Consider the following 19,136-nt stretch of genomic DNA (forward strand, 5'->3'; position numbering starts at 1 on the left):
AACTATGAAACCTGAAATGATCTATGACATCGTGGGTATTGGTGTTGGTCCATTTAATTTAAGCCTTGCTTGTTTAACAGAGAATATTGATCATCTAAATACGATTTATTTTGATCAAAAAGAGAATTTTGATTGGCATAGTGGCATTATGCCCGAATGGAGTACCTTACAAATTCCATTTATTGCAGATTTAGTAAGTTTTGCTGACCCTAAAAATCGCTTCTCTTTTTTAAATTATTTAAAAGAAACGAATAATTTGTATCAATTCTTTATTCGTGAAAGTTTTTATATGTTAAGGGCAGAATATAATCAATATTGTCAATGGGCTGTAAATGGGCTTAATAATATTCATTTTAAGAGCTGCGTTAAAGAAATTACATTTAATGAACAACAGCAGTTTTACACTTTGCTTATTGAACAAGCAGGACAAGGCATTAAAAAATACCATGCAAAACATTTGGTATTAGGTACAGGAACGACCCCCATAAAGCCAAAGTTTTGCCAAAAAAATCAGCCGAATGTGCATTCAAGTGCCGAATACATGCATCATAAACCAACGTATGCAAATAAAAAATCAATTACGATTGTAGGCGGTGGGCAAAGTGGTGCAGAAATTTATTACGATTTACTTTCAGAAATTGATGTACACCAATATCAGTTAAACTGGGTCACAAAATCGCCACACTTTTTCTCAATGGATTTGGGCAAATTGACTCTTGAATATACATCACCTGATTATATTGAGCACTTTTACTCTTTAGAGCAAACCAAACGAGATCAAGTAATTCAATCGCAAGGTGCCTTATATAAAGGAATTGAAATTGGCTTGGTCAATCGTATTTATGACTTACTTTATCAAAAATCTCGTTTAGCTCCGTTATCAACACGTCTAATGCCTAATTGTGTACTTAATGAAGTAAATGAAGGTGATAATGATTTAGATTTGGTATTTTATAACTCAGATACAGAACAAAAATTTAAATTTAAATCTGAAACTTTAATTTTGGCACTGGGGTATGACTACAAAATTCCAGAGTTTTTACAGCCTATTCATCATTTAGTGAATTGGGATAACAAAAAACGTATGAAAATTAATCGTGATTATAGTATTAATGATAATAAAAATATTTTTGTACAAAATGTAGGCTTATATTCACATGGATTTACCGTACCCGATTTGAATATGGGGTGCTATAGAAACGCAATTATTATCAATACCATATTAGGAAAAGATATTTATCAAGTTGAAGAAAAAATTACGTACCAAGAATTCCAACCAAAACTCGAAGAAATCATTGACTAAAACAAAGTCTTAGGAAAAATTATGCAATTACCGTCTTATTTTCAATCTAAAACAAAAGATGTATTAAAAACACTAATTCATGAAAAAAGTACTCCTTTTTTGGTGCTTGATTTAAGTGTCGTTGAGCATCAATATCAAGAATTAAAAAATGGGTTTAAACCTGCGGATGTCTATTATGCAGTGAAAGCCAATCCTGCCGATGAGATTATTGAACGGCTAGTCCAATTAGGGTCTAGTTTTGATTTAGCTTCTGCAAATGAATTAAAAAAAGTCTTAAAATTTAATGTAGAACCATCACGTTTATCTTTTGGTAATACCATTAAAAAAAGAGCTGATATTCAATACTTTTATGAACAAGGCGTACGTTTGTTTGTGACGGATTCAGAAGCCGATTTACGTAACATTGCACAATATGCACCTCATTCTAAAGTCTTTTTTAGATTGGCAGTAGATGGTTCAGAAACAGCAGATTGGCCCTTAACTAAAAAATTTGGCTGTAGTACAGCTTCTGTTATAGAGCTTGCCATATTGGCTAAAGAATTGGGTTTAACGCCTTATGGTGTTTCTTTTCATGTGGGTTCACAACAACGCAATATTGCAACTTGGGAACACGCATTAATTGAAACTAAAACTATTTTTGATACCTTAAAAAATGAACATCAAATTATTTTTAAAATGCTAAATTTAGGCGGTGGCTTGCCTGCAAAATATGTACAAGAAACCGAAAAGTTTGCTACCTATGCCATGCAAATTAATAAAGCACTCATGTTATTTAGTGATTACACATTAGATCAAATTATTATTGAACCAGGACGCTCTCTTGTTGCCAATTCTGGTGTATTAGTGTCTGAAACTATTTTGGTTTCTTCGCGTGAGGATCAACGTTGGGTATATACAGATGTGGGTGTTTTTAATGGACTCATTGAAACAATTGGAGAATGCACACAGTATCCTATTTTATTTGAAAAATCTAGTAAAACGGCACCTGCTATATTGGCAGGGCCAACGTGCGATAGTATGGATATTATGTATCAGCATCAACCGTATCATTTGCCAGAAGATCTAGATACAGGAGATCGTTTATATTGGTTATCTACAGGTGCCTATACAACTAGCTATAGCTCAATTGAATTTAATGGATTTTTGCCATTGAGTTACCACGTGGTTGATTAAATAGGGTATTGGGCATAGATATGAAAACAGCATCGCAAGTATTACCTGCCACATTTACTTATAAAACAAATAATATTCAGTATTCTTTGCGTGAGGTTAATCTAACACAAGATTTTCATCTGTTATATAAGTGGATGCATGAACCACACGTGATTCAACAATGGCAAATGGATAAGCCAGAAATTGAATTACGGGTTTATTTTGAACGTATGTGTGTAGATGATCATCAGCGTTTATATATAGTGCAAATAAATGGACGCGATGTTGGTTATTTAGAAATTTATGAAGCTGCCCGTGATCGTTTGGGTTTGTATTATGATGCAGATGTAAATGATTTGGGGTGGCACATACTGCTAGGCGAAACAGATACTGTAGGACAAGGACATTTTCGTGCTGTCATGCGTATGATGATTTATTTTATATTTGAGTATTCCCCTGCAAAAAAAATTGTAGGTGAACCTGATGAAAATGTTAAATCATATGGTTATGTTGCAGATGAAATTGCATTTGAAGTACAAAGAAAAATAAAGTTACCTGAGAAAACAGCAATTCTTTATCATTGTTATAAAGAGAAGTTTTACGAAAAAGATTTAGGTAAGTAATAAAAAAGCCCTCATATTTAATGAGGGCTTTTTTGAATTTGGAGCGGAAAAGGAGACTCGAACTCCCGACCCCAACCTTGGCAAGGTTATGCTCTACCAACTGAGCTATTTCCGCATATCGAGCAGTTTTAATAAAAACTTTCACTTAAAATTTGGAGCGGAAAAGGAGACTCGAACTCCCGACCCCAACCTTGGCAAGGTTATGCTCTACCAACTGAGCTATTTCCGCGTTTGTGGTTGGTATGATACCTGATTTTTTTTTATTGGCAATATCCAAAATAAAAAAATGTTTTTGATTGGATAAAATAAAAGCAATTTTAGCTAAATAAGCAGAATACGAGTAAGATAGGTCATTATTTTGTTGGGAAAAATTATGCAATTACAGCAACAACTATCAGAGCATCTACAAAATTTACAGCCTGTTTATTTGGAAATTTTGAATGAGTCAGCAGGGCATGGGGGATATTACCCAGGTAAAGAATCTCATTTTAAAGTGGTAATTGTATCTGATGTTTTCACAGGTTTGCGTTTAGTTCAACGTCATCAAAAAGTTTATGCACAAGTTAACCATTTATTAGCAGCAGGTGGGGGTGCTATTCATGCACTTGCTATTCATGCTTATGCCCCAAATGAATGGACAGGCAATGTGCCGCAAAGTCCAGATTGCGCTCACGCACCAAAATAGGAAAACTAATGAACGTTATTCATTTAATAGCCGTAGGATTACTTGGCTTAACGCTTATTCTGCAAACCTATGTGGTGTTCAAATATAAAGATTTAGCACAATTTACACGTAGACGCTTATTGTTAATTTGCCAACACAGTACATTTTTAATTTTTGTGGTATCAGGCTTTTGTATGCTCTACGCAAAAAATTTCCTTGTTCAACATTGGTTTTATGTCAAAGTTTTATTGTCGGTTGTATTAGTCTCATCGCTAATTAAAGCATTTAGAGTGGCAATTTTACCTGTACAGCGCCGTGCAGGCATAGTTTTAGCTTGGATTGCTTTTATTATTATTTGCACTTTATCTTGGACACAGCCTATTTTATTTAATGGTTAAATTACTTAATAAATACACTAAGTTTTATCTCATCTGTAAAATATAAATAAAAAGATGATGAGATAAAATAATGAAAAAATTAGTACTTGTTGGGTTAACGGTATTAATCAGTGCGTGTACTACAGTTAAGCCAAGTTATGTCTCACCTGCACAGTACCAATCGTGGAATTGTATGCAGTTACAAACAGAATATAACCGTATTGGACAATATATTAGCGCAGGTGTTGAAACACCAAAACGCACAGGAATGGGTGTTGGTTTAGGGTTAGGTGGGGGATGGGGACGAGGGGGTTGGGGTTTTGGTCCAACGGTCTCTGTTAATTTAGGACAATCATCCAATACAAAGCGTACAGAAAAAGCAAAACTGCTTGGACAGCAAGATGCTATCGTTCAAGCAGGGCGTTTTAAGGGTTGTACTATTCAGACAGTTTCACGTTAAAAAAAGAGGGTTTTAACCCTCTTTTTTGCGTTTACTACGAATAAATTCAAAAACTGCAGGCAAAATACTTAAAATAATGATGCCAAATACTAAATGCGTAAAGTTATCTTTAATAACAGGAATATTACCAAAGGCAAATCCTAAAAGCGTTAAGGATGCAATCCAAAGAATACCGCCAACGACATTAAATAAGAAAAAGAATTTGTAGTCCATTTTACTTGCACCCGCAATAAACGGTACAAAGGTTCTAAAAAATGGTAGAAAACGCGCAAAAATAATGGTTTTTCCACCATGTTTTTCAAAAAAAGCATGTGTTTTTAGAAGATGTTCTTGTTTAATAAAGCGGTTATCAATCTCAAAGACACGTGGCCCAATATAGCGCCCAATTTGATAGTTAAGACTATCTCCTAAAATAGCAGCAATTGATAGACAAATAATAATAAGTGTTGGATCCATTGCGCCTGTAGACGCTGCTAAAGCACCTGCGGCAAACAGTAGACTATCGCCTGGTAAAAACGGCATTACAACTAAGCCTGTTTCTACAAAGATGATTAAAAATAAAATGCCATATATCCAATTTCCATATGCTCGAATAAATTCAAGTAAGTGCACATCAATATGGAGAATAAAATCTAGGAGTTCCATGCAGGTCATTAGCAGTAAAAATTCGATTTATGCTAACAGCCTGCATAGGCAAAGTCAGTTATTTTTTTATATAGTCTTGATCATTGAGTGTCATATGCCATTTTCCTTTCACTTGGTATGGTGGTTTATTTACTTTAAAATTGCTATTAAATACGCCATTTCCTACCTCTATTTCGGTGTAACTCATCCGTGTGATGGGGGCTTGTACGTTAGAAGCTGTTGTTGTTTTTTCTTGAAATTGATCAGTTTTCTTTTCTGTTTGGATATTGGTTTGATAACTCATATAGCCGTTCTCACTAACAATAAATTGGCTATTTGGATTTGTCCAAGTTCCAATAAAATTTTCGTGAGATTTTAAAACAGGCGCTGTTTTAGCACATGCTATTAAAGGCAAGCTTATCAACGCTGTCAGAAGCGTACGTTTTAACATGAGTAAACTCCTAAATTATTTATTATGAGAGATTTTACAAAAAGAAATATCGTATTTTTGTGACGAATGTTTATAGTTAATTTTTAAAATAAAAATAGGGAATAATAATGTTTCGGCTTTTGCCTTCAGCATGGTTGCTTATGGTGCAACTTTTAATTTTACTAATGACATTTCTTTCTTCTACCAATGCTTCTATTTATCGTTTTAGTGTGTGGGGATTGGGCATGATTACTCTTTTAATTGTAGGAAAGGTAATTAAAGAAACAGTCATTTTCAAAGTTTTTGGGCATCTTTTTATCGTAGGTGCATTATTTTTTTCATTCCTAATGATTATTGGATTTGATCAACCTTATATTCAAATATGCTCGCACATTTGTGAAATAGGTGCTTATATTTGTGCAATTTATGGGTTATTACGTTATATGTTCGCAGATCGTTATTTAACTAAAGATGAGTTATTTGCTGCAGGTGCAGTATTTACTTTGTTGGCTTGGACATTTGCTTATGCATACAATATTTGTCAGCTTATTTTTCCAAATAGTTTTATTAATACAGTGCATGCACAAAGCATACAGTCTTGGTTAGATATTTTGTTTTTTAGCTTTAGTTTGCAATCTGCAACAGGTCTATCTAATTTAACGCCTGTGCTTCCAGCCGTTAAAGCCCTGTCTATTTTACAAATGTTTGTTGGGGTAATGTACTTAACGATTATTGTATCGAGGCTAGTCGCACTTCATTACATTAGTCATTTACCAAAACATAAGGAATAAAAAAGGGCTCAAAATGAGCCCTTTTATAAATCTATCTCTAACAATTAAATTAGAAACGCGTTTTCGCTGTTAACCCAATTGATTGACCATCAGCTGTGTTACCATTTTTAGCATCAGCTTTTACATAGTTAGCACCTACAGAGAATGCTGGAGTGATGAAGTAATTAACGTTACCGCCCCATACTGCACCATAGCCTGCATCAAAGTTTGATACGTCTGCAAAAGAAGCGCCAACACTAAATTTAGGTGTTAAGTAAAGATCTGTGTTTAATCCATAAGCACCATGGCCATTTACAAATACAGAGTTAACTTCAAAACCCATTGCCATATTTGTATTATCGATGTTGCCAACATATTTAGCACGAGCAGTTACAGCGTCTTCGTGGTTACCAATAGATTTTGTTTCGCCGTATGCTTTTAATACGCCGTAGTTAAGTGCTTTAGATGCATCTAAAGCAAATTGATCTACAACACTTGTATAACCAACTGCTAATAAGAAGTTATCAGCTGGCATTGCACCTACTTCTAAACCATAACGATCACCACGGTCATTATTTTTACCGTTTTTATTGTCAGTTAAAGTGTGGTAGTAAGATAAGCTACCATATACAGGCATATATGGAGTTGCATAATAACCTTCAGCTTTACCGCCAAACGTGCTTACGTTTGCTTTATTACCAGTAGAATTAGCTTTGTATTTATCTTCTTTGTTAAAGTGATAACCTAAAGAAACATTAGATGCTTTGTTTAAAAATGCTGCCTCAGCTAAAGGACCTTTAGATGAATCTACATCTTTAAAGTAATATGTACCTTGAATGTCACCTGTGTAAGTGTCATCTAAACCATGTACAGTTACGTATTCTGATTGACCTTGTACTTCTACTTGGTAAGCATGTGCACCAGTCATGGCTAATAATACTGCTGTCGCTAAACCGATTTTTTTCATGTTAATTTCCAAAGTGACGACTTAAGAGTTTGTCTGCTATTCTATTGTTACAAAATATTAAGTCAATGACCTGTCACATCAGACATTATTTACTGACAAGATTGACTTAAAAATGATGCAGATATAAGCAAAAAACAGATTTACTGTCAATCTAAAAAAATTAATAGATAACAGCGATATAAATGCCTAAATCAAAAATTACTCAATAAAATATAATATTTTTGTTATCGTTTTTAGCGATTTATTTCATAAAATTAATCGCTAAAAATTTAAATGAAGCAGTAATTATACCACTTCAGAGGATAGCATTGGTTTTAAAAAACGCCCCGTATGTGAGCTTCCAACTTCAATAATCTGCTCTGGTGTACCTTCTGCAATAATTTGTCCACCGCCTGAACCACCTTCAGGACCTAGATCAATGACCCAATCGGCAGTTTTGACTACATCAAGATTGTGTTCAATCACCACAATGGTATTACCTTTATCACGCAGTTGATGCAGGATATCGAGTAACTTGGCAATATCATGGAAGTGTAAGCCTGTTGTAGGTTCATCGAGTACATAAAGCGTTTTGCCTGTATCTCGTTTTGCTAGTTCTTTTGCCAGTTTTACACGTTGTGCTTCACCACCTGAAAGTGTGGTTGCAGCCTGTCCTAAACGCATATAGCCTAATCCTACTTGCATTAAAGTTTCTAAACGGCGATGAATGACAGGAATGGCATTAAAGAATTCTGCAGCATCCTCAACCGTCATTTCTAAAACATCAGAAATATTCTTGCCTTTATAGCCGACTTCTAAGGTTTCACGATTATAGCGTTTGCCATGACACGCATCGCAAGGTACATACATATCAGGTAAAAAGTGCATGGCAACTTTAATCATGCCATCGCCTTCGCATGCTTCACAGCGTCCACCTTTGACGTTAAACGAGAAACGACCTGCCGCATAACCACGTGCTTTGGCTTCGGGTGTTTGTGCAAATAGTTCACGAATGGGCGTAAATAAACCTGTATAAGTGGCAGGGTTAGAGCGTGGCGTACGTCCAATCGGGCTTTGGTCAATATCAACTACTTTATCTAAATGCTGTAAGCCATCTATAGAGTCAAATTTTTCTGCCGTAAGCGTGGTGGCACCATTGAGCTGTGTAAGGGCAAGTGGCAAGAGTGTACGGTTGATCAATGTTGATTTACCTGAACCCGATACACCTGTCACACACGTCATAATGCCAATGGGTAGGGTTAAATCGACATTTTTAAGATTATGTCCGCTTGCACCCATCAATTTAATTTGCTTGGTTGGATCAGCAGGAGTATGGCGTTCCTTAGGAATAGTAATTCCTTGTTTGCCCGATAGGTACTGACCTGTAAGCGAATTTTTATTTTTCATTAACTGCTTGGCTGTACCTTCAGCAATAATATGCCCACCATGTACGCCTGCACCTGGACCAATATCAATAATATGGTCGGCTGCACGGATTGCATCTTCGTCATGTTCGACCACAAGTACCGTATTACCTAAATCTCGCAGGCGAATCAGTGTTTGTAGTAAACGGTCGTTGTCACGTTGATGCAGCCCGATAGAGGGTTCATCAAGGACATACATGACACCCATTAAGCCCGCACCAATTTGTGAAGCTAAACGAATACGTTGTGCCTCGCCACCTGAAAGCGTTTCTGCCGAGCGAGAAAGACTCAGATAGTTAAGCCCAACGCTTACCAAAAAATGTAAACGTTCGCGAATTTCTTTAAAAATTTTATCGGCAATTTCGCCTTTTGCACCTTCTAAATTAAGGTCTTGATAGTAGTTCTCTGCATCACCAATTGACATTTGGGTAATGTTGGCAATGGTTTGGTCTTTGACACGCACATGACGTGCAATTTCGTTTAAGCGTGAGCCATCACATGCATCACACGCAGCATTTGAAAGGTATTGTGCCAAATCATCACGTACATAGTTGCTTTCTGTTTCGCGGTAACGGCGTTCTAGGTGTGGCAATATGCCTTCAAACACTTGTACGCGGTTATGTCTGCGTCCACGTTCATCTACATAGCTCAGGTCAATTTTTTCTTTGCCTGTACCATTTAAAAATTTCTTTTGAATATCTTTGCTGAGTTCGTTCCAAGGCGTATCAAGCGGTAGCTCAAAATGGCTTGCCACTTTTTCAAGCATTGAGTAATAGTACGGACGTTGACGATCCCAACCACGTACTGCGCCTTGGCTAATAGACAATGTTGGATTTGGAATCAGTTTTTCGGCACTAAAGTGACTGCGTGTACCTAGACCATCGCATACAGGGCAAGCCCCAAACGGATTGTTAAATGAAAACAAACGTGGCTCTAGTTCTGCAACAGCACGGTCACATTTTGGGCATGAGTGTTTAGCAGAAAATACACGGTCAGGGTTTTCACCTTTCATCCAAGATAAAATGGCTAAATCGCCCCCTAAACGTAATGCTGTTTCAAAGGATTCTGCAATACGGTTGCCTAAGTCATCACGTACTTTAAAACGGTCAACCACGACTTCAATGGTATGTTTTTTCTTTTTGTCTAAAGTAGGCGGTGTGTCAATATCAATAATTTCGCCATCCACACGCGCGCGTACAAAACCTTGTCCTTGTAATTGCTCAAAGAGTTGGGTGTATTCGCCTTTACGTTCGCGTACCACAGGCGCAAGCAACATCAACGCCGTGCCTTCTTCTAATGCTTTTACTGCATCGACCATTTCAGAGACAGTTTGTGCCACCATGGGTAAGTCGTGCTCTGGGCAATACGGTGTCCCTACGCGGGCATATAGCAAACGTAGATAATCATAAATTTCGGTAATGGTTCCCACTGTTGAGCGTGGGTTATGGCTTGTTGATTTTTGTTCGATGGCAATGGCAGGGCTTAAACCTTCAATGGCATCTACCTCAGGTTTTTCCATTTGCGATAAAAATTGGCGTGCATAAGCAGATAAAGATTCAACGTAACGGCGTTGCCCTTCTGCATACAATGTATCAAATGCCAATGAAGATTTACCTGAACCTGATAGTCCCGTAATCACCACAAACTTGTCGCGTGGAATATCGAGTGACACATTTTTTAGGTTATGTGTTCTGGCACCTCGGATACGGATATGGCTTTGGCTCATAAAGTATGATGTCCTAATTTTTATATAGAGGGGGAGAGACTGTTTATATATAAGGGTGAAGAAAAAATATTCAAGATAGGGTATGTTAGTTGAAGAAAAAAAGGAGCAACAAATGCCCATCTCGCCACAAGAAAAATTGAATTATCAACATGAAAATAAGTGTCGTATCTACAACACGCAATTATCTGCCTTCGATATTTATTTAATCATGACACAGCACAATAAACTGCTACAGTTTTGTTTTAAAGTACGCGATGTACTAAGCCGATGGGGTGGGGTAAAACCCATTGGGGGCTTCTGTTTACCACGTCCAAAAATTGCACCTCTACCCAATCAAAAACTTGATTTTTTTGATGTCGTTGAAATATCCGAGAATAAATTAGTACTGAGATCAACAGATCGACATTTAACAACCACACTCAGCGTACTTTTAACCAAAACAGCAGATTTTACCGACATCTCTGTAATATCGTATGTTAAAAATTATAATTGGTTTGGTTATGTGTATATGGTGCCTGTATCTATGGCACATGGCGTTATTGTTGAGCAGATGTTAAAACGAGTAAAACAACAGGTAAAATAATATGTATATTGTGAGTTTGAACTATATTCAGCCACTAGAACAAGTAGATATGTTAATTAATCAACATATTGAATGGTTAGAGAGAAATTACCAACTTGGATATTTTATGGTATCGGGGCGTAAACAGCCACGTACAGGTGGTGTAATTTTAGTAAACAGCATGCCAAAACAGCAACTCGAACAGATTTTACAGCAAGACCCTTTTCAAGTAGTTGCCAAATACAGTATTACCGAAGTTCATTTTTCTAAAGTACAGACAGATTTAGTTGCCTTAAAAGAATAAAGTGGAGACGTAAATGGAACTAATTGCAGGTGGTAACTTAACTTTAAACCATGCTGATTTAGAGTTAACCATTCAAGCACAAATCCCAACGGGAATAGAGTTTGATTGTACGGCTTATTTATTAGATGAACAGACGCAAAAAGTCCGTGGCGACCATGACATGGTATTTTACGGACAACCACAAACGCCTAATGGCAGTGTCATTTTAAAGTCAAATAATCAATTTAAAATAAATACTCAACTTATTGACCCTAATATTAAAAAAATCGTGATTTGTACAACTTTAAATGAACCACATACATTTAATGTACTGCCTGCGTTCAAGTTGCAACTACATAGCCAAAACCAACTCATTGCACAAGCGATGGTACAGACCCAATCACGCTCTGAAAAAGCATTGATTTTGGCAGAGGTCTATCGCCACAACGGTATATGGAAATTTAGATTTATTGATCAAGGTTTTAACGGTGGGTTACAACCGCTTGCCGAGCATTTTGGCGTAGAGATTGATAGTAAGCCAAAACCGCCACCACTCAATTTATCTAAAATTAATTTGTCTAAAACCAATTCTAAAATTAACTTGTCTAAAAAAGGACAAAGTTTTGGCAAAATTGCAGTCAACTTAAATTGGAATAAAGGTGCATCTAAACAAAAAACCTTTTTTCAAAAACTCACCCGTAGTGATTCAATCGACCTTGATTTAGGTGCGATGATAGAGTTTCAAGATGGCGGTATTGATTTAGTACAGGCATTAGGAAAAAGCTTTGGACATTTAAACAGTAAGCCTTATATTTTATTAGACCAAGATGACCGCACAGGCAGTTCGCTTAACGGAGAAAACTTACAAATTAATGGTGATCATTGGGACAAAATTAAGCGGGTACTGATTTATACCTATATTTACGAAGGGGTGGCGAAATGGACAGAAACCGATGCAAAAGTCACGATTCGCCTGCCACAACAACCCGAAATTGAAGTGGCACTCACAGATGGCAACCATTTAACGTGTTGTGGCATTGTGCAACTTCAGAATATAAATGGTGAAATTCAGGCAACGCGCGAAGTTCACTATTTTAAAGATCAAGAGCAACTCGATAAATTTTACCAATTTGGTTTTCGTTGGCGTAAAGGCACAAAAGATTAACAAAGGAGAAATAAGAATGGCAATTTCATTAAACAAAGGTGGCAACCTTTCTTTAAGTAAAACAGATCCATCACTCACAAAAGTTTTAATTGGTTTAGGATGGGATTCACGCGTAACAGACGGTGCGGAATTTGATTTAGATGCATCTGCATTTTTATTGGGTGCAAATGGCAAAGTCCGTTCAGATGCAGATTTTATTTTTTATAACCAAATGCGTTCGGCAGAAGGCTCGGTAGAACATACGGGAGATAACCGTACAGGAGCGGGCGATGGTGATGATGAAGCCATTAAAATTGATTTAACACGCGTTCCTCAAGATATTCAAAAAATTGCAATTACAGTGACAATTCATGATGCAGACATGCGTCATCAAAATTTTGGACAAGTTGAAAATGCCTTTATTCGTGTGGTGAATGATCAAACCCATAACGAAGTGGTGCGTTTTGACTTAAATGAAGATTATTCGACAGAAACCGCCATGATTTTTGGTGAGTTATACCGCTATAACGGGGAGTGGAAATTCCGTGCTGTGGGACAAGGTTACAATGGTGGTTTAAAAGCCATGTGCCATGAGTACGGTATTCATATATAAAGATGAAACATTTTAAATTTTCAATTATTTTTACCATTGTGTGTTTAGCCGCATCAGGTTATTGGGGCTTTACACATGGTACGTCAGCAGGTGTATCAGCAATGCTGAATGCACTTGCCATTACTGCCATATTGGCGGTGATGGAAGTGTCACTTTCATTTGATAACGCGATTGTTAATGCGTCTGTGCTTAAAAACTGGGATCCGTTTTGGAAAAAACTGTTTTTAACTGTGGGTATTATTGTGGCTGTCTTTGGGATGCGTTTAGTCTTCCCAATTGTGATTGTGGCAATGACCGCAGACATGCCAATGTTAGATGTGGTGCATATGGCACTGGATAACCCGACAGAATATTCGTCACGCTTGACGGCACATCATGCTGAGATTTCTGCTTTTGGTGGCATGTTCTTATTGTTGGTATTTCTTAACTTTTTGTTTGATGATGAAAAAGATACGCATTGGTTTCGTATCATTGAACATCGCTTAGCAAAGTTTGCCTCTGTGCCTGCAATGTCTGTGTTTGTAGCACTGATTGGCTTGCTTGCAATGGCATCTTACGTGCCTGAACATGAGCGTTTGGTAGTCACAATTGCAGGTATTTGGGGCATTGTGGTGTATGTAGGCGTACAAGTGATTGGGCATGTGTTAGAAGGCACACAATCTGACGGTGATGAAGAAAAATCAGGCAATGGTGAAGCCGTTACTGCGGTGATGAAAGGTGGTATTGGTGGCTTTATTTACCTTGAAGTTTTAGATGCATCGTTTAGTTTTGATGGGGTAATTGGTGCGTTTGCAATTACCAATGATGTCATCATTATTATGCTTGGTTTAGCCATTGGTGCGATGTTTGTACGATCAATGACGATGTACCTAGTTGAAAAAGGTACATTGGATGCCTATATATATTTAGAGCATGGTGCACATTATGCCATTGGTGCATTAGCCATCATTATGTTGGCAAGTGGTACAGGTGTGCATGTTCCCGAAGTTGTGACGGGTTTAATTGGTGTTGCATTTATTGTATGGGCAATTATCTCATCCGTGCGTCATCAAAAAACACAGCAATAACAAAAGAGGATATAAAACGATGGCAATTAGCTTAAGCAAAGGCGGTAACGTTAACCTAAGTAAAGAAGCGCCAAGCATGACCAAGGCGAAACTGGGTTTAGGTTGGAATCCGCGTGCAACTGATGGCAAAGAATTTGATTTAGATGCGGTTGCATTTTTGATTGGTCAGAACGAAAAAGTACGCTCAGACGCAGACTTTATTTTTTACAACCAAAAACAATCGACAGACGGTTCAATTGTTCATCACGGCGATAACCGTACGGGCGAAGGTGCGGGCGATGATGAGGTTGTCTCTGTAGATTTATCACGTGTTCCTGCGGATATCCAAAAAATTATCCTTGCTGTGACCATTCATGAAGGACAAGCACGTAACCAAAATTTTGGGCAAGTGGGTGGTGCATACATTCGTGTATTAAACGAAAATGCAGGCAACCAAGAAGTGGCACGTTTTGATCTATCAGAAGATGGTAGTACAGAAACAGCTATGATTTTTGGTGAACTGTATCGCCACAATGGTGAGTGGAAGTTCCGTGCAGTGGGTCAGGGCTTTAACGGTGGTTTAGGACCATTGGCAGCAAGCTATGGCGTAAGCGTATAAACTGATTGTCAAAAGACCGCTGTGTCTTTTGGCATTTCAAAGTAAAGACCGCTTTATTTTGAAATGCCAAAATAAGAGATTACACCCATGGCAACATTTGAACTTGTTGGAACGCCAGAACCTTTTTTACACGTTAAACTCAATCAGGGTGAGAAGATTTTTTGTGAATCTGATGCCATGGTCATGATGGAAAGCAACCTCACTATGTCGGGTGCGGCACGTGGGGGGATTTTACAGTCTGTTTTACGCCGTTTTGCTACGGGTGAATCGCTCTTTCAGCAAGAAATCCAAGCCACCTACGGGCAAGGTGAATGTTTGCTCTCGCCAAATTTAGATGGTGATATGCAAATTTTAGATGTGGGACAATCGCAATACATCTTAGCAGATGAAGCGTTTGTGGCAGCTACTCAAACCGTCGAAATTAAAGCGAAGGTACAGTCTAATATTGGTGGTGCATTATTTGGTGGTACAGGTGGTTTTGTGGTGATGGAAACCGCAGGCTATGGTCAGGTTGCTATTTCAGGCTTTGGTACATTGATGGAGATTGACGTGCAACCGGGTATTGAAACCACCATTGATAATGGACATGTGGTGGCATGGGACGCAGGTTTACAGTACAACATTGGTATGCCAAGTGCCCAAAATAGAGGGCTTGTAGGTAATTTGGTACATAGCATGACCAGTGGTGAAGGACTTGTGATTAAGTTTAACGGTACAGGTAAAGTGATTGTGTGCTCGCGTAATCGTAAATCGTATTTAACGTGGTTAGGCTCAATGTTATCTTCACAACAAAGAAATGGATAAATAAAATGGCAGTAAATTTAACAAAAGGTCAGAAAATTAGCCTCTCTAAAACAGATGGCAGTGCATTAAAACAGGTATTTTTAGGCTGTGGTTGGGATGTTGCTAAAAAAGAAGGTGGCTTCTTTGGTAAAATTTTTGGTGGTTCAGACCAAATTGATTTAGATGCTTCTGTGATTTTGTTTGATCAAAACCAACAGTTTGTTGATGCTATTTATTTTGGGCAACTTACTAGCCTAGATGGTTCTGTAAAACATTCAGGTGATAATTTGACAGGTGCAGGCGAGGGCGATGACGAAATCATCTATGTAAATTTAGATCAGGTTCCATCGCGTGTGCAATCGCTTGTATTTACGATCAGTAGCTTCCGTGGGCAGACTTTCCAAAATGTTGCAAATGCCTTTGTTCGTTTATTAGACCAATCGACTCATCAAGAAGTTGCCCGCTACAATATTTCGGCACAGGGGCATTATACATCGTTAATAGTGGCAAAAATTTATCGTCATAATGGCGAATGGAAAATGCACGCAATTGGTGAACCATGTCAGGGGCGTACATTTAAAGAAATGTTGCCATCAATTATTCCTGTACTGTAATTTTTTTACTACGGGTTGGTGTAAGCACTTTCCCAAAAGTTTAATTCAAGTTGCATTGCCCACGTAAAGTGTTCCTGCATACGCTGTTTTGTGCATTCATCGCTTTGCGTGGCAACGCTATCTAATGCCGTTTTCATGGCTTCTACTGCTGTTATAAATTCAGGGTCGGTATAAGTTTCAATCCACGTTTTATATGGATGATCTGCTGTAATTTTAAATGCCTCCCCAAGAGATGCATAAACCCAAAAACAGGGTAGTAAGGTGGCTAAAATAACAGGATAGGTCTCTGACCAAGCAGTTGCTAAAATAAAGCTACAGTAATGATGACACGCTGTGCTTTGTGGCTGTTGCTCTGTAATGTTAAAGCGTGTCATAAAGTCATCATGTAAACTTTTTTCAAACACTACTGCAACATGAGCTTGGCTTAAACACTGCAACATATCTGCGGTTGTCCATGCTTTTGTAGAAGCTAAAGCTAAGGCTTTGCCGTATGCCACTAAATATTGTGCATCTTGTATTAAATAGCGTTTAAAAATATCTAGCTCAAGCGTACCATCTGCCAATTTTTGGTTGAATGGGTGTTGAAGTATTTTTTGATAAAGTGTGTGGTTATTTTGCCAAAGTTGTTCAGAAAATTTCATTAAATGATTAGACAAAAATTAAGTTACTTTATTTAATCGTTAAAAAACGCAAAACGCAAAACGCAAAACGCAAAACGCAAAACGCAAAACGCAAAACGCAAAACGCAAAACGCAAAACGCAAAACGCAAAACGCAAAACGCAAAACGCAAAACGCAAAACGCAAAACGCAAAACGCGATGACGCTCATAGATATTCTCCATGTGCGTAATTGACAAACGTTTAAGCCAAAGTTCAGAAAATTGTATAAAATAATTCGCGTAACATACCCTTATAAAACCATGAGTGAATAGAATTGATATGATGAATGCTTTAGAACGCCGTTCCACATTTGCTTTAAGTAGCATTTTTGCGCTACGAATGCTTGGACTGTTCATGATTATTCCTGTCTTTTCTGTTGCAGGACAATCTTATGATCATGCCACGCCTGCACTCATTGGTTTGGCAGTTGGCGTTTATGGGTTATCTCAAGCAATTTTACAAATCCCATTCAGCCTTTTGGCAGATCGTTTTAGCCGTAAACCGTTAGTGGTATTAGGTTTGTTGTTATTTGCCATAGGTGGTGCTGTTGCTGCCATGTCAGACAGTATTTATGGGGTCATTGTTGGTCGTGCAATTGCAGGAGCGGGGGCAGTATCAGCCGTTGTTATGGCATTACTTGCCGATGTGACGCGTGAAGAACAACGTACTAAAGCCATGGCTGCTATGGGTATGAGCATTGGTTTGTCGTTTGTTGTGGCGTTTAGTTTAGGACCTTGGCTGACGAGTATTGTGGGTATTTCGGGTTTATTTTGGGTCACCACAGTGATGGGATTACTTGCGATAGCCATGTTATTACTTGTACCTAAAACCACACGTCATCATCGTAATTTTGGACAAGGTTATATCCATCAGCTCAAACAAGTCCTCAAAATGGGTGATTTAAACCGCTTACATATGTCGGTTTTTTCACTGCATTTATTACTTACTGCAATGTTTATTTATGTGCCTTCACAGCTGATTGAATATGCACAAATTCCGCTTGCTAAACATGGCTTGGTATATTTACCACTATTATTGATTGGTGTGATCTGCTCGTTTCCTAGCATCATTGTGGCAGAAAAATATCGCAAAATGCGCGGCATTTTTTTAACTGCAATTGTGGGCGTAATACTAGGTTTATTGATTTTGATTTTTGGCTATACATCTAAATATATTTTACTGATTGGTTTAGGTTTATTTTTTGTTGCATTTAATGTAATGGAAGCATTATTGCCTTCATGGCTATCCAAAGTTGCACCTATTCAGTCTAAGGCGACTGCGATGGGTGTCAATGCCAGCGCACAGTTTTTAGGGGCATTTTTTGGTGGTACATTGGGTGGGCAATTATTAATGTTACATAACACCGCAATTGGTTGGACAGTTTTAACCGTAATTGCTGTTATATGGTGCGTGGTTAGTTTTGGGCTTTCTCAGCCTCGTTACTTATCATCATTGGTCTATCGTTTACCTGAAAATATGTCACCACATTGGACACAAGATCTACTTGCTATTGAAGGCGTAGAAGAAGTGGTGGTTATGAGTGAGCAACAAGTAGCGTATTTAAAAGTAGATAAAAAACGCTTGGATGAAACAGCACGACACAAAATGACGCAGTTATTAGGGCAAGACCTAGTTATTTAACTCATTGCCCATATCAAGTAAAATAGAAACAAATTAAGAGGAATGACAGCAGATGCGTGGTGTAAATAAAGTTATTTTAGTCGGTACTTTAGGACGTGATCCAGAAACCAAATCATTTCCAAATGGTGGTTCTTTAACGCAATTTTCTATTGCAACCAGTGAATCTTGGATGGACAAGGCGACAGGTGAGCGTAAAGAGCATACAGAATGGCATCGTATTGTATTAAATAACCGTTTGGGTGAGATTGCACAGCAGTACTTGCGTAAAGGTTCTAAGGTGTATATCGAAGGTTCATTACGTACACGTCAATGGACAGACCAAAATGGTCAAGAGCGTTATACAACAGAAATTCGTGGCGATTCTATGCAAATGTTAGATTCTGCACGTCAAAACAATGACCAAGGCTTTGGTGGCGATCAAGGTGGTTACAACAATCAACCACGTTTTAATCAACAGCAAAATACAGGTTATAACCAAAATCAAGGTTATGGTCAGGCACCACAACAAAATGGCTATAATCAACAGCCTCAAGCAGCTAAACCACAACAGCCTGCGTCTGCACCTGCAGATTTAGATGATGATTTACCATTTTAATGGGTAACTAAATAAAAGCCCGATTTTAAATGATCGGGTTTTTTGATGTAAAGATCAGTAAACACAGGATAAAAAGT

Annotated in this window: 22 protein-coding genes and 2 tRNA genes; 17 read left to right on the top strand and 7 right to left on the bottom strand. The window is 37.8% G+C overall.

What is annotated here, in order from left to right; genetic code table 11:
• The first annotated feature begins 4 nt into the window (after positions 1-4).
• Genes PCI70_RS05485 through PCI70_RS05495 form a run of 3 tightly spaced genes read left to right on the top strand, consistent with a single transcriptional unit; the run spans position 5 to position 3,078 of the window.
• Positions 5-1,303 carry a lysine N(6)-hydroxylase/L-ornithine N(5)-oxygenase family protein gene (locus PCI70_RS05485; protein ID WP_269914341.1) on the top strand — a complete coding sequence of 433 codons (1,299 nt, stop codon included), beginning with the start codon at positions 5-7 and terminating at the stop codon, positions 1,301-1,303.
• A gap of 21 nt (positions 1,304-1,324) precedes the next feature.
• Positions 1,325-2,476 (top strand): type III PLP-dependent enzyme, encoded by a 1,152-nt coding sequence (locus PCI70_RS05490; protein WP_269914342.1) that lies wholly within the window; start codon positions 1,325-1,327, stop codon positions 2,474-2,476.
• 20 nt (positions 2,477-2,496) lie between these two features.
• On the top strand, positions 2,497-3,078 hold the full coding sequence (locus PCI70_RS05495) for a GNAT family N-acetyltransferase (RefSeq protein WP_269914343.1): 582 nt from the start codon (positions 2,497-2,499) through the stop codon (positions 3,076-3,078).
• Between the two features lie 39 nt (positions 3,079-3,117).
• Here PCI70_RS05495 and PCI70_RS05500 read toward each other — a convergent pair.
• Positions 3,118-3,193 (bottom strand) — tRNA-Gly (locus tag PCI70_RS05500).
• 38 nt (positions 3,194-3,231) lie between these two features.
• A tRNA-Gly gene (locus tag PCI70_RS05505) sits at positions 3,232-3,307 on the bottom strand.
• A 144-nt stretch (positions 3,308-3,451) separates the two neighbouring features.
• On the opposite strand from PCI70_RS05505, the gene PCI70_RS05510 reads away from it, so the two are divergent.
• The 3 genes from PCI70_RS05510 to PCI70_RS05520 all read left to right on the top strand — a co-directional run bounded on the left by PCI70_RS05510 (position 3,452) and on the right by PCI70_RS05520 (position 4,579).
• Positions 3,452-3,763: a BolA family protein gene (locus tag PCI70_RS05510; RefSeq protein ID WP_269914344.1), complete on the top strand. Its 312-nt coding sequence runs from the start codon at positions 3,452-3,454 to the stop codon at positions 3,761-3,763.
• A gap of 8 nt (positions 3,764-3,771) precedes the next feature.
• Positions 3,772-4,140: a SirB2 family protein gene (locus tag PCI70_RS05515; protein ID WP_269914345.1), complete on the top strand. Its 369-nt coding sequence runs from the start codon at positions 3,772-3,774 to the stop codon at positions 4,138-4,140.
• A gap of 70 nt (positions 4,141-4,210) precedes the next feature.
• Positions 4,211-4,579 (top strand): hypothetical protein, encoded by a 369-nt coding sequence (locus PCI70_RS05520; RefSeq protein WP_269914346.1) that lies wholly within the window; start codon positions 4,211-4,213, stop codon positions 4,577-4,579.
• 12 nt (positions 4,580-4,591) lie between these two features.
• Here the strand turns inward: PCI70_RS05520 and PCI70_RS05525 are convergent, their stop codons facing one another.
• Positions 4,592-5,224, bottom strand: a complete 633-nt coding sequence (locus tag PCI70_RS05525; protein WP_269914347.1) for a DedA family protein — start codon at positions 5,222-5,224, stop codon at positions 4,592-4,594.
• A gap of 58 nt (positions 5,225-5,282) precedes the next feature.
• Positions 5,283-5,654 (bottom strand): hypothetical protein, encoded by a 372-nt coding sequence (locus PCI70_RS05530; protein ID WP_269914348.1) that lies wholly within the window; start codon positions 5,652-5,654, stop codon positions 5,283-5,285.
• Between the two features lie 107 nt (positions 5,655-5,761).
• Here PCI70_RS05530 and PCI70_RS05535 point away from each other — a divergent pair, with 107 nt between their 5' ends.
• Complete coding sequence (locus tag PCI70_RS05535; protein ID WP_269914349.1) at positions 5,762-6,424, top strand: ion channel; 663 nt, start codon at positions 5,762-5,764, stop codon at positions 6,422-6,424.
• 49 nt (positions 6,425-6,473) lie between these two features.
• Here the strand turns inward: PCI70_RS05535 and omp33-36 are convergent, their stop codons facing one another.
• Both omp33-36 and uvrA read right to left on the bottom strand, forming a co-directional pair.
• Entirely contained in the window at positions 6,474-7,370 is an 897-nt protein-coding gene (omp33-36, locus tag PCI70_RS05540) for a porin Omp33-36 (protein WP_269914350.1), read from the bottom strand.
• A 285-nt stretch (positions 7,371-7,655) separates the two neighbouring features.
• The gene (gene uvrA / locus PCI70_RS05545) at positions 7,656-10,499 is read right to left on the bottom strand and encodes an excinuclease ABC subunit UvrA (protein WP_269914351.1); all 2,844 of its coding nucleotides are present in this window, start codon (positions 10,497-10,499) and stop codon (positions 7,656-7,658) included.
• An 82-nt stretch (positions 10,500-10,581) separates the two neighbouring features.
• Between uvrA and PCI70_RS05550 the strand changes: the two genes are divergently transcribed.
• The 8 genes from PCI70_RS05550 to PCI70_RS05585 all read left to right on the top strand — a co-directional run bounded on the left by PCI70_RS05550 (position 10,582) and on the right by PCI70_RS05585 (position 16,163).
• Complete coding sequence (locus tag PCI70_RS05550; RefSeq protein WP_269914352.1) at positions 10,582-11,082, top strand: DUF2867 domain-containing protein; 501 nt, start codon at positions 10,582-10,584, stop codon at positions 11,080-11,082.
• Position 11,083: 1 nt separating this feature from the next.
• Entirely contained in the window at positions 11,084-11,365 is a 282-nt protein-coding gene (locus PCI70_RS05555; protein WP_269914353.1) for a YciI family protein, read from the top strand.
• Positions 11,366-11,378: 13 nt separating this feature from the next.
• Positions 11,379-12,509 carry a TerD family protein gene (locus PCI70_RS05560; protein ID WP_269914354.1) on the top strand — a complete coding sequence of 377 codons (1,131 nt, stop codon included), beginning with the start codon at positions 11,379-11,381 and terminating at the stop codon, positions 12,507-12,509.
• A 16-nt stretch (positions 12,510-12,525) separates the two neighbouring features.
• The gene (locus PCI70_RS05565; RefSeq protein ID WP_269914355.1) at positions 12,526-13,101 is read left to right on the top strand and encodes a TerD family protein; all 576 of its coding nucleotides are present in this window, start codon (positions 12,526-12,528) and stop codon (positions 13,099-13,101) included.
• Positions 13,102-13,103: 2 nt separating this feature from the next.
• Complete coding sequence (locus PCI70_RS05570; RefSeq protein WP_269914356.1) at positions 13,104-14,168, top strand: DUF475 domain-containing protein; 1,065 nt, start codon at positions 13,104-13,106, stop codon at positions 14,166-14,168.
• A gap of 19 nt (positions 14,169-14,187) precedes the next feature.
• A complete protein-coding gene (locus PCI70_RS05575) occupies positions 14,188-14,766 on the top strand; it encodes a TerD family protein (RefSeq protein WP_269914357.1) in 579 nt (192 codons plus the stop codon).
• 87 nt (positions 14,767-14,853) lie between these two features.
• Entirely contained in the window at positions 14,854-15,570 is a 717-nt protein-coding gene (locus PCI70_RS05580) for a TIGR00266 family protein (RefSeq protein ID WP_269914358.1), read from the top strand.
• 5 nt (positions 15,571-15,575) lie between these two features.
• The gene (locus tag PCI70_RS05585; protein ID WP_269914359.1) at positions 15,576-16,163 is read left to right on the top strand and encodes a TerD family protein; all 588 of its coding nucleotides are present in this window, start codon (positions 15,576-15,578) and stop codon (positions 16,161-16,163) included.
• Positions 16,164-16,171: 8 nt separating this feature from the next.
• Here the strand turns inward: PCI70_RS05585 and PCI70_RS05590 are convergent, their stop codons facing one another.
• Positions 16,172-16,804, bottom strand: coding sequence for a TenA family protein (locus tag PCI70_RS05590; protein WP_269914360.1), 633 nt, complete (start codon positions 16,802-16,804; stop codon positions 16,172-16,174).
• Positions 16,805-17,102: 298 nt separating this feature from the next.
• On the opposite strand from PCI70_RS05590, the gene PCI70_RS05595 reads away from it, so the two are divergent.
• Positions 17,103-18,464, top strand: a complete 1,362-nt coding sequence (locus PCI70_RS05595) for an MFS transporter (protein WP_269914361.1) — start codon at positions 17,103-17,105, stop codon at positions 18,462-18,464.
• 52 nt (positions 18,465-18,516) lie between these two features.
• Positions 18,517-19,059, top strand: a complete 543-nt coding sequence (gene ssb, locus PCI70_RS05600; protein ID WP_269914362.1) for a single-stranded DNA-binding protein — start codon at positions 18,517-18,519, stop codon at positions 19,057-19,059.
• Positions 19,060-19,136 lie beyond the last annotated feature (77 nt).

It is taken from the genome of Acinetobacter sp. HY1485 (assembly GCF_027568475.1).
Taxonomy (GTDB): Bacteria; Pseudomonadota; Gammaproteobacteria; order Pseudomonadales; family Moraxellaceae; genus Acinetobacter.

Bases quoted from the DNA above. Each gene is read 5' to 3' on its own strand.
- PCI70_RS05520 (WP_269914346.1), top strand. From the start codon at position 4,211: ATGAAAAAATTAGTACTTGTTGGGTTAACGGTATTAATCAGTGCGTGT.
- PCI70_RS05495 (WP_269914343.1), top strand. From the start codon at position 2,497: ATGAAAACAGCATCGCAAGTATTACCTGCCACATTTACTTATAAAACA.
- PCI70_RS05555 (WP_269914353.1), top strand. From the start codon at position 11,084: ATGTATATTGTGAGTTTGAACTATATTCAGCCACTAGAACAAGTAGAT.
- PCI70_RS05530 (WP_269914348.1), bottom strand. From the start codon at position 5,654: ATGTTAAAACGTACGCTTCTGACAGCGTTGATAAGCTTGCCTTTAATA.
- PCI70_RS05535 (WP_269914349.1), top strand. From the start codon at position 5,762: ATGTTTCGGCTTTTGCCTTCAGCATGGTTGCTTATGGTGCAACTTTTA.
- PCI70_RS05560 (WP_269914354.1), top strand. From the start codon at position 11,379: ATGGAACTAATTGCAGGTGGTAACTTAACTTTAAACCATGCTGATTTA.
- PCI70_RS05570 (WP_269914356.1), top strand. From the start codon at position 13,104: ATGAAACATTTTAAATTTTCAATTATTTTTACCATTGTGTGTTTAGCC.
- PCI70_RS05565 (WP_269914355.1), top strand. From the start codon at position 12,526: ATGGCAATTTCATTAAACAAAGGTGGCAACCTTTCTTTAAGTAAAACA.
- PCI70_RS05510 (WP_269914344.1), top strand. From the start codon at position 3,452: ATGCAATTACAGCAACAACTATCAGAGCATCTACAAAATTTACAGCCT.
- PCI70_RS05595 (WP_269914361.1), top strand. From the start codon at position 17,103: ATGATGAATGCTTTAGAACGCCGTTCCACATTTGCTTTAAGTAGCATT.
- PCI70_RS05525 (WP_269914347.1), bottom strand. From the start codon at position 5,224: ATGGAACTCCTAGATTTTATTCTCCATATTGATGTGCACTTACTTGAA.
- ssb (WP_269914362.1), top strand. From the start codon at position 18,517: ATGCGTGGTGTAAATAAAGTTATTTTAGTCGGTACTTTAGGACGTGAT.
- PCI70_RS05575 (WP_269914357.1), top strand. From the start codon at position 14,188: ATGGCAATTAGCTTAAGCAAAGGCGGTAACGTTAACCTAAGTAAAGAA.
- PCI70_RS05515 (WP_269914345.1), top strand. From the start codon at position 3,772: ATGAACGTTATTCATTTAATAGCCGTAGGATTACTTGGCTTAACGCTT.
- PCI70_RS05590 (WP_269914360.1), bottom strand. From the start codon at position 16,804: ATGAAATTTTCTGAACAACTTTGGCAAAATAACCACACACTTTATCAA.
- PCI70_RS05550 (WP_269914352.1), top strand. From the start codon at position 10,582: ATGTTAGTTGAAGAAAAAAAGGAGCAACAAATGCCCATCTCGCCACAA.
- PCI70_RS05580 (WP_269914358.1), top strand. From the start codon at position 14,854: ATGGCAACATTTGAACTTGTTGGAACGCCAGAACCTTTTTTACACGTT.
- PCI70_RS05485 (WP_269914341.1), top strand. From the start codon at position 5: ATGAAACCTGAAATGATCTATGACATCGTGGGTATTGGTGTTGGTCCA.
- PCI70_RS05490 (WP_269914342.1), top strand. From the start codon at position 1,325: ATGCAATTACCGTCTTATTTTCAATCTAAAACAAAAGATGTATTAAAA.
- PCI70_RS05585 (WP_269914359.1), top strand. From the start codon at position 15,576: ATGGCAGTAAATTTAACAAAAGGTCAGAAAATTAGCCTCTCTAAAACA.
- omp33-36 (WP_269914350.1), bottom strand. From the start codon at position 7,370: ATGAAAAAAATCGGTTTAGCGACAGCAGTATTATTAGCCATGACTGGT.
- uvrA (WP_269914351.1), bottom strand. From the start codon at position 10,499: ATGAGCCAAAGCCATATCCGTATCCGAGGTGCCAGAACACATAACCTA.